Source organism: Achromobacter sp. 2789STDY5608615, assembly GCF_001298995.1.
GTDB lineage: Bacteria > Pseudomonadota > Gammaproteobacteria > Burkholderiales > Burkholderiaceae_B > Achromobacter > Achromobacter insuavis.
Window position 1 is genome coordinate 235786 of sequence record NZ_CYTY01000003.1, and the last position, 6365, is coordinate 242150.

The 6365-nt window shown below is 69.1% G+C and carries 4 protein-coding genes; all 4 read left to right on the forward strand.

Features of this window, described 5'->3' with window-relative positions; genetic code table 11:
* Positions 1 to 33: 33 nt before the first annotated feature.
* On the forward strand, positions 34 to 2160 hold the full coding sequence (locus AOZ49_RS04135) for a laminin G domain-containing metallophosphoesterase family protein (protein ID WP_054474427.1): 2127 nt from the start codon (positions 34 to 36) through the stop codon (positions 2158 to 2160).
* 105 nt (positions 2161 to 2265) lie between these two features.
* On the forward strand, positions 2266 to 2835 hold the full coding sequence (locus tag AOZ49_RS04140) for a sigma-70 family RNA polymerase sigma factor (RefSeq protein ID WP_054430482.1): 570 nt from the start codon (positions 2266 to 2268) through the stop codon (positions 2833 to 2835).
* Positions 2836 to 2837: 2 nt separating this feature from the next.
* Complete coding sequence (locus tag AOZ49_RS04145) at positions 2838 to 3827, forward strand: FecR family protein (RefSeq protein ID WP_082380308.1); 990 nt, start codon at positions 2838 to 2840, stop codon at positions 3825 to 3827.
* A 98-nt stretch (positions 3828 to 3925) separates the two neighbouring features.
* Complete coding sequence (locus AOZ49_RS04150) at positions 3926 to 6331, forward strand: TonB-dependent siderophore receptor (RefSeq protein WP_156355583.1); 2406 nt, start codon at positions 3926 to 3928, stop codon at positions 6329 to 6331.
* The last annotated feature ends 34 nt before the right edge of the window (positions 6332 to 6365 follow it).

Sequence of the window (6365 nt, forward strand, 5' to 3'; positions counted from 1 at the left end):
CCTTCCCCCTTTTTTGACCGATGGGCGGTATAGATGGCGCACGACAAACATGACGGCAATCATGAGCTTGCCGAGACTTCCAACAACCTGCCGATGGCGGCGGACCCGCGCCGGCGCAGCCTGCTCAAGGCCGGCCTCGGCGCCACGCTGATGCCCGTGGGCGGCTCGCTGCTGCTGTCGGCCTGCGCCAGCGACAGCGAGGACGACGACACGTCCGCGCCCGCGACGCCCGCGCCGCCGCCGCCCAAGAACATTTCCAGCTTCGCCGTGGCGGTGTTGCCGGACACGCAGTTCTACTCGCGCTATGCCACCGACGCCGAGAACCAGCAGTTCATGCGCAAGTACGGCAGCGAGCCCTACAAGGCCCAGACGCAGTGGGTCGCCGACCACGCCAAGTCGCTCGACATTCCGTTCCTGATCCACCTGGGCGACGTGGTCGACCAGCAGGGCAAGCCCGACCAGTGGACCGTGGCCAGCAAGGCCATGAAGATCCTGGAAGACGCCAAGGTGCCGTATTCGATCCTGGCGGGCAACCACGACGTCATCCTGGACCGCGACTACGTCGACCCCAGCAGCCAGGGCAGCGCCACCGACGCGCAGCGCAACCTGGCCGCGGAACCCTATCTGCAGACTTTCGGTACCGACCGCGCCAGCAAGCAGGCCACCTTCGGCGGGCGCGATCCCAGCGGCTTCCACGAGTACCACATCTTCCAGGCCGAGGGCCAGAAGTTCATGGTGCTGTCGCTGTCGTGGCGCATTTCCGACGCCGGGCTGGCCTGGGCCAACCAGGTGATCCGCGCCAACCCGACGCTGCCGGTGATCCTGGTCAACCACCAGCTGCTCAACATCGACAAGGACGGCATCAGCCCGCTGGAAGTGCCCTATGGCCTGATGCTGTGGGACAAGCTGATCCGCGACAACGACCAGATCTTCATGACGCTGAACGGCCACTACCACGGCGCGGCCCACCTGACCAAGATGAACGCCTTCGGCAATCCGGTCGAGGAAATGGTGGTGGACTACCAGATGGCCTACCAGGGCGGCAACGGCCTGATGCGCCTGTACGAGTTCGACCTGAGCGACAACGAGATCCGCGTACTGTCGTTCTCGCCGTGGGTGCCGCAGAAGCCCAAGGCCACGCTCAATGCCTTCGACCAGGCGGTGCTGACCGGCGCCAACGAAGAGTTCACCATCAAGATGGACTTCGCCAAGCGCTTTGCCCGCTTCAACAAGGACTTCAAGGCCGCCGCGCCCACGCACACGTCGCTGGTCGAACAGGCGCGCGCCCTGATCCTGGCCAACTACACCGATCCGGCCATCACCACGCAGAAGCCCGCGGCCGACAGCGAGGACTATCCGCAGGTGTCCGGCACGCTGGCGCACTGGCGCTTCTTCGGCGGTGCCGATGGCCAGCCGGTGCCGGTGGGCCAGGTGATCCAGGACCGCACCGGCAACAACCCGGTCAGCCGCGCGGCGCTGAACATCGACGGCGTGGTCGGCGCGCAGCTGGGCGACGTGGTCTGGTCCAACGACCACCACTACCTGTCGGCCGCGCCCGGTTCGGTGCGCTTCCTGAACACCGACAAGAACACCCCGCGCATGAGCTACTTCACCACCGCCACCACGGCGGTGTTGAACGCCGAGACGGTGCCCAACGGCTATACCGTCGAGGCCTTCATCAAGATCGACCGCGACTGGACCGCGCAGAAACACGCGTGGATGAACATCATGACGCGCGACGGCAAGCGCGGCAACCTGCCCGGCTTCAATGGCGGCGACCCCGAATCGCCGCCGCTGCTGTTCGCCATCTCCAGCCTGCGCGAGATCCAGTGGGAAGTGGTGCCAGAACGCACCGGCGCCCGCGACGCCAAGACCAACTGGTCCGGCGAGATCATCGCCGACAAATGGATGCACGTGGCCATCGTCAACGACAACACCACCCACGAGACCATCCTGTACGTCGAGGGCGCGCCGGTGCTGCGCAACACCTCGGACGCGCCGGGCCTGGCGACGCTGGCCGCCAACATGCCGTGGGTGATCGGCGCCGGTTCGTGGGACGGCGCGCGCGCCGACGGTTTCTTCGGCAGCATTGGCGAAGTGCGCATCGTCAACCACGCGCTGCAGCCGTCGCAGTGGCTGACTTCGCGCCGGGGCAGTTGACCGGCAGCCGTTCGGCGCCGGGCGGGCGCCGAACGGCCAGGAAGGCCATGTAACTGATAATCGTTATTGTTATACTCGCGGGGGTATCCGCCCCTCTCCCCCGCCATGAGCCCCGATCCCCGCTCCCCGGACATCCACAGCCTGTACCAGGCGCACCACGGCTGGTTGCGCAGCTGGCTGCTGCGCCGGCTCGGCAATGCCTTCGACGCCGCCGACCTGGCGCATGACGCCTTCGCCCGCCTGCTGGCGGCGCCCCGCGCCTTCGACAGCCCCCAGGGCGCGCGCGCCTACCTGCGCAGCATGGGCAACGGCATGTGCATCGATCTGTGGCGGCGCCAGGAAGTCGAGCGCGCCTGGCTCGATACGCTCGGCACCTGCGCCGGCGCCACCGCGCCGTCGGCGGAGCAGCAGGCCATCATCGTCGAGACCCTGCTGCAGGCCGCGCAGATGCTGCAACAACTGCCGCCCAAGGTCGCGCGGGCCTTCATCCTGGCGCAGGTCGACGGCATGAAGTACCGCGACATCGCCGCCGAGCTGGGGGTTTCGGAACGCACCATCAAGAGCTATCTGGCGCGGGCCCTGCTGCACTGCGCGCTGCTGGAGGCCTCATACCAGGCCGCGGCGCAACCCCGGCATTTTCCGGCCGCGCCCTCGCGCGCGCCGGCGGCGTCCTAGCCATGGCCTCGCCCGCGCTGCCCGGCGCCCCGCTCGGCGCCGCCGACCACCGCAGCCTGGAACAGGCCGCCGACTGGTACGTGCGGCTGCACGATGACGCCGCCGACAGCGCCGACTGGCAGCAGTGGCGCGCCTGGCTCGACCGCAGCCCGCGCCACCAGGCCGCCTGGGGCTATATCGAATCCGTCAGCCAGCGCTTCGCGCCGCTGCGCGCCAGCGAACCGCGCGCGGCCTCGGCCGGCCTGCAGGCGGCGCTGGCGCCGCCGCGCCGCCGCCATCTGCGCACGCTGGCGCTGCTGTCCGGCGGGCTGCTGGGCGGCTGGCTGGCCTGGCGGCATACCCCGCTGCGCGACGAACTGCTGGCGCTGGCGGCCGACTACCGCAGCGCCGTCGGACAGGTCCGGGAATGGCGGCTGGCCGATGGCAGCGCGCTGTGGCTGAACACCGCCAGCGCCGTCGACTTCGACGACGGGCCGGACGAACGCCGCCTGACGCTGCTGCGCGGCGAGATCCTCGTGAACGCCATCGACGCCGCGCGGCCGTTCGTGGTGGCCACGCCCCATGGACGGCTGCGCACGCGCGCCGCGCGCTTCAACCTGCGGCTGCTGGCGGATGCGGCGCGGCTGGCCGTGTTCGAAGGCACGGTCGAGATCCGCAGCGCCGCCCGTGGCGACACGCTGGCGCTGTCCGCGGGCGGCCAGGTTTCGTTCAGCGCCGACGGCATCGGCCGCCCGGACCTTGCCGACCCCGCCGCTGGCGCCTGGACCCGCGGCATGCTCGTGGCCAACGACATGCGCCTGGCGGATCTGGTGGCCGAGCTGGCGCGCTACCGCCACGGCCACCTGGGCGTGGCGCCCGAGGTCGCCGATCTGCGCGTGATGGGCACCTATCCGCTGGCCGACGCCGACCGTACGCTGCAATTGCTGGCCCGCGCCCTGTCCCTGCGGGTGGAACAGAAGCTGCCCTGGTGGACCACGTTGGCGCCGGCGTGAACGCCGGCCTTCCCTTTTTTCCGTTTCGTTCGATCTGGTAAGTGCGGGACCGCCATTCATCGCCGTCCCGCTTGCCGATGCACGAATACGGAACCGTCATGACACGCGCTTACGCTTTGCCCCCCTCTTCTCCCTCGCCCCAAGGGCTGCGTCCCTGGCTGCTGGCCGCCAGCCTGGCGCTGGCCGGCCTGGCGCCCGCCCTGCCCACGCTGGCCCAGCCCGCGCCCGCCGCGGCCGATGGCCGCCGCGCCTACCAGATCCCCGCCGGCCCCCTGACCGAGGCGCTCAATGCCTTCGGCCTGGCGGCGGGCGTGCCGCTCGGCGGCGCGATGCCCTTGACGCAGGGCAAGACCAGCCCCGGCCTGTCCGGCCGCTACACGGTGCCGGAGGCGCTGGCCGCGCTGCTGGCCGGCAGCGGCCTGGCCGCCGCGCGCACGCCGGACGGGCACTACGTGCTGCAGCCGCAGGCGTCGGGACCGGCCACGCTGGCGCCGATCGCGGTGGTCGGCGCCGCCGCCCGCGACGCGGACGCCTTCGTGGCGCGGGCCAGCGGCAGCGCCTTCAAGAGCGATACCTCGCTGATGGAGACGCCGCGCTCGGTCAGCGTGGTGACCCGCGCGCAGATGGACACGCGCGGCGCCACCTCGATGATCGAGGCGGTGCGCTATTCGGCCGGCGTCGGCACGGGCAGCGCCGGGTTCGATCCGCGCTTCGACCAGATCTCGATCCGCGGTTTCTCGGTCAACACCACCGGCGACTATCTGGACGGCCTGCGCCAGACGCCGGGCTCTTACGCCTACTTCCGCACCGAGCCCTACGCGCTGGAACGCGTCGACATCGTCAAGGGCCCGATGTCGGTGCTCTACGGCCAGGGCACGCCGGGCGGCATGGTCAACCGGATCTCGAAGCGGCCCGGCCCCGAGCCGGTCCACGAGATCATGCTCCAAGGCATGACCCATGATCGCAAGCAGGCCGCCTTCGACATCGGCGACGACATCAACGAGGCGGGCACGGCGCGCTTTCGCGTGATCGGCCTGATGCGCCGCGGCGAGACCGAACGCATGATCGCCGACGACCGCGACCTGTTCGCGCCGTCGTTCGAGCTCCGCCTGGGCGAGCACACCACGCTGACGCTGCTGGGCCAATACCTGAAGGACGAAACCGACGCCAGCGTCGGCAACTACGTCGAAAACGGCAAGGTCACCAAGATCCGCGTCAGCGATCCGCGCTACGATCACCAGCGCCAGACGCAATACCAGATCGGCTACGAGCTGGAGCATCGCCTGGGCCAGAACGTCACGCTGCGCCAGCAATTGCGCCACGGCCGTATCGACCTGGACGCGCGATATCTGAGCGGCGCCGGCCTGGAGCCGGGTACCCGCCTGCTCAAGCGCAACGCCTGGAGCATCAAAAGCATGGTCAAGAACGTGTCGGTGGATAACAACGCGACCGTGCGGTTCAACACCAGCCAAGTCGCCCACAGCCTGCTGACCGGCTTCGACTACCAGTGGCTGAAATGGAGTCAGGGCAATGGCTATCTGACCGGCTACCCCACGCTGGACCTGGACAATCCCAAGTACGGCAACGTGTCGCGACCGACCTCGCCGACGAACCTTTCATCGTCGTTGCAACGCAATTCACAGCACGGGTTCTACCTGTCCGACCAGGCTGCGGTGGGCAACTGGCGCATGACGCTGGGCGGCCGCTATGACACGCTGCGCCATGACAAACGCAACCTGCTGAACCGCAGCAAGCCCGCCACGGTCAAGTCCGACCATGCCTTCACCTGGCAGGCCGGCGCGCTGTACCTGGCCGACAACGGCCTGGCGCCGTACATGAACTATTCCACCTCGTTCACCCCCAACACCGGCCTTACCCGGACCGGCGAGGTGCTCGACCCGACCCATGGCGAGCAGGTCGAGGCCGGCATCAAGTACCAGCCGCCCGGTTCGCACAGCTATGTGACGCTGGCCGCCTACCGTATCGAGGAAAAGGACGCGGCCCGCGTCGTTCCCGGCCAACCCTGGTCGGAACTGGCTGGCACCATCCGCTCCACCGGCCTCGAACTGGAAAGCCTGGCCGACCTGGAGCGCGGCCTCCAATTGATCGCCAGCTACAGCTACAACCGTGGCGAGGTGATCAAGAGCAACAACCCGGCAGAGATCGGCAAGGTGCCGTCCTACCAGCCGCGCCACCTGGCCAGCCTGTGGCTCGACTACAGGCTGCCGCAAGGCCCGCTGGCCGGTCTTGGGCTGGGCGCGGGCGCGCGCTACATCGGCGCCAGCTATGGCGACAAGCTCAACCTCATGCGCAATCCAGCGGCCACGCTGTTCGATGTGTCGGTGAGCTACGAGCCCGGCTACGCGCATCCGGCGCTCAAAGGGTGGCAGGCGCGCCTGAGCGTGCAGAACCTGGCCGACAAGCAGGTGCAGGCTTGCAGCGGCGGCTATTGCTACCTGGGCCAGGGACGCCAGATCGTCGGTTCGGTGCGCTACAAATGGTGAGCCGCCCGGCGAGCCCCCCCGGGCCAACGGCCTG

Bases quoted from the DNA above. Each gene is read 5' to 3' on its own strand.
- AOZ49_RS04135 (WP_054474427.1), top strand. From the start codon at position 34: ATGGCGCACGACAAACATGACGGCAATCATGAGCTTGCCGAGACTTCC.
- AOZ49_RS04140 (WP_054430482.1), top strand. From the start codon at position 2,266: ATGAGCCCCGATCCCCGCTCCCCGGACATCCACAGCCTGTACCAGGCG.
- AOZ49_RS04145 (WP_082380308.1), top strand. From the start codon at position 2,838: ATGGCCTCGCCCGCGCTGCCCGGCGCCCCGCTCGGCGCCGCCGACCAC.
- AOZ49_RS04150 (WP_156355583.1), top strand. From the start codon at position 3,926: ATGACACGCGCTTACGCTTTGCCCCCCTCTTCTCCCTCGCCCCAAGGG.